A 2,689-nucleotide genomic window follows, 5' to 3' on the forward strand; every position below is an offset into this window, starting at 1 on the left:
CTGTTGATCGTTCTGGCACTCGCCGCCCCGTTTTACGCGGGCGATCCGGTGAACATGGATCCATTCAAACGCCTCCAGCCACCTTCCGCCGAGATGTGGCTCGGGAGCGACAATCTGGGCCGTGATGTGTTTGCCCGAACGATCTTCGGTGCGCGGATATCCCTCATGGTCGGGCTGCTGTCGGCAGCGAGCGCGGCCGTGGTCGGGCTGGTGATCGGTGTCGTTGCCGGCTACAGCCGCAGCTTCGACAACATCGTCATGCGGGTCATGGACGGCCTGATGTCGATCCCGACGATTCTGCTGGCCATTGCGCTCATTTCTCTGACAGGACCGGGAATCGGCATCTTGATCGTTGCCATTGCGATCCCCGAGACGCCAGCCGTCGCGCGGCTGGTTCGTTCGGTGGTTCTGGGGGTTCGCGAGCGTCCCTACGTGGAGGCCGCGCTCTGCGGCGGTGCGCGCCTGCCCAAGGTGCTGTGGCGGCATATTCTGCCGAGCACCATTCCTGCGCTGATGGTCCAGGGCGCTACTGTCTGCGCCAGCGCGATCCTGACGGAGGCAGGGCTGAGCTTCCTCGGCGTGGGCGTGCCGCCCGAGATCCCCAGCTGGGGCAACATGATCGCCAGTTCGCGCCTGTATCTCGCCATCGCCCCATTGACGATCTTCGCCCCCGGTGTCTGCCTTGCCGTCACCGTCCTTGCCGTCAACCTGCTTGGGGATGGTTTGCGTGATATGTTCGATCCCCGCACCAAGCGGAGGCACTGACATGCAGATGCATCAAACCGCAGGGAACGACGTGCTTCTTGATGTCCGAGACCTTGAGACACACTTTTACGGCGAAGAAAGCATTACCCGCGCCCTGGGCGGCATCAGTTTCCAGGTCAAGAAAGGCGAAACGCTCGGCGTCGTTGGCGAATCCGGATGCGGAAAGAGTGTCACTGCCCTGTCCATCCTTCGCCTGCTGCCGAAGCTGTCCGCCAGGACGGTCGGCGGCGAGGTCCGTTTTCACGGACGCGACCTCCTTGAACTGTCCGATCGGGAGATGCGAAAGATCCGCGGCGACCAGATCGCCATGATCTTCCAGGAGCCGATGACCAGCCTGAACCCGGTCTATACGGTCGGCCATCAGATCGCAGAGGCGGTGCAAATCCACACGAAAGCATCCCGCTCGGTGGCAATGACAAAGGCCAAAGAGATGCTCTGTCTGGTTCGCATCGCGGACCCCGAGCGTCGCGTGAACAACTATCCCCACGAAATGTCGGGCGGCATGCGCCAGCGCGCCATGATCGCCATGGCTCTCGCCTGCTCGCCGGAATTATTGATCGCCGACGAGCCAACCACCGCGCTTGACGTCACCATCCAGGCACAAATCCTGCGGCTCATCGTCGACCTGAAAGAGCGCACGGGAACGGCCGTGATGTTCATCACGCATGACCTGGGCGTTGTGGCCGAGACATGCCAACGCGTGATCGTAATGTATGCTGGCCGGATCGTAGAACAAGCGAACGTGATAGATTTGTTTGCGCGTCCGGCGCATCCCTACACCCAGGGCCTCATGCGATCGGTGCCTGATCGGCGACGTGGCCGACAGCGCCGCCTTCCAGAAATTCCCGGCATCGTGCCAAGCCTGCGCGAGCCAATTGTCGGGTGCAGCTTTGCGCCCCGCTGCCCGTTCGCGATCTACATTTGCCGTGAGAAGACCCCCACCCTGCGTGATGTCGGCTCGGGCCACGCGGCAGCTTGCTGGCGCGCCGAAGAGGTGATGGGCGCATGAGTGGGCCTTTGTTGAAAGTCGAGAATCTGACCAAGCATTATCCGCTTGGCTCGGGAATCTTCAAGAAAAGCATTCCGGTGATCCGGGCGGTGGAGGATGTTTCCTTTTCCGTCGAAGCGGGCGAGACACTCTGCATCGTCGGCGAATCCGGTTGTGGCAAGTCCACCGTGGCGCGGCTCTTGATGCGGCTCGTGCAGCCGACTAGCGGGCGCGTGCTGATCGACGGGACCGACATTGCGGGCCTCAAGAAGGACGCGCTTCACGCCTGGCGCCGTCGGATGCAGATGGTCTTTCAGGATCCTTACTCGTCGCTGAACCCGCGCCTTACTGCCGGGCAAATTATTACGGAGCCTGTCGAGAACTTTGAGCGTCTCAGCCGGAAGCAGCGTCAGGCACTTGCTGCGGACCTTCTCCGAAAGGTCGGAATGTCGGCCGAGATGATGCACAGGCTCCCGTCCGAATTGTCGGGCGGTCAGCGCCAGCGGCTCGGCATCGCGCGCGCCCTGTCGCTCAACCCCTCTCTCATCATCGCCGATGAAGCGGTGTCAGCCCTTGACGTATCCGTGCAGGCACAGATCTTGAATCTGCTTCTCGATCTGCAGCAGCAGATGGGCATCGCTTTCGTCTTTATCTCACATGACCTCGGCGTCGTGGAGCATATCGGCCATCGCGTCGCGGTCATGTATCTGGGGCGGATCGTGGAGCTTGCGCCGTGCGACGCGCTCTTCGCCAAGCCAGTCCATCCTTATACCGAGGCGCTGATCGCGGCAGCTCCGGTTCCGGATCCGACGCGGATTCGGCTGGAGGCAGCGGTCGAGGGCGAAGTGCCAAGCCCCATCAATCCGCCGAGCGGGTGCGCGTTTCACCCGCGCTGCCCGCTCGCGGTCGAGCGTTGCCACATTGAGGTCCCTCCTT

Annotated in this window: 3 protein-coding genes; all 3 read left to right on the plus strand. The window is 62.3% G+C overall.

What is annotated here, in order from left to right; genetic code table 11:
- Positions 1–765, plus strand: a 765-nt coding sequence (locus NKJ35_RS30690) for an ABC transporter permease (RefSeq protein WP_352651361.1), incomplete at its 5' end; no start/stop codon positions are given.
- 1 nt (position 766) lies between these two features.
- Entirely contained in the window at positions 767–1,774 is a 1,008-nt protein-coding gene (locus NKJ35_RS30695; protein WP_352651363.1) for an ABC transporter ATP-binding protein, read from the plus strand.
- Positions 1,771–2,689: ABC transporter ATP-binding protein (locus tag NKJ35_RS30700; RefSeq protein WP_352651364.1), on the plus strand; the 919-nt coding region annotated here is incomplete at its 3' end. The genes NKJ35_RS30695 and NKJ35_RS30700, both read left to right, overlap by 4 nt.

The sequence above is a fragment of the Mesorhizobium sp. M0136 genome (genome assembly GCF_040322515.1).
GTDB lineage: Bacteria > Pseudomonadota > Alphaproteobacteria > Rhizobiales > Rhizobiaceae > Mesorhizobium.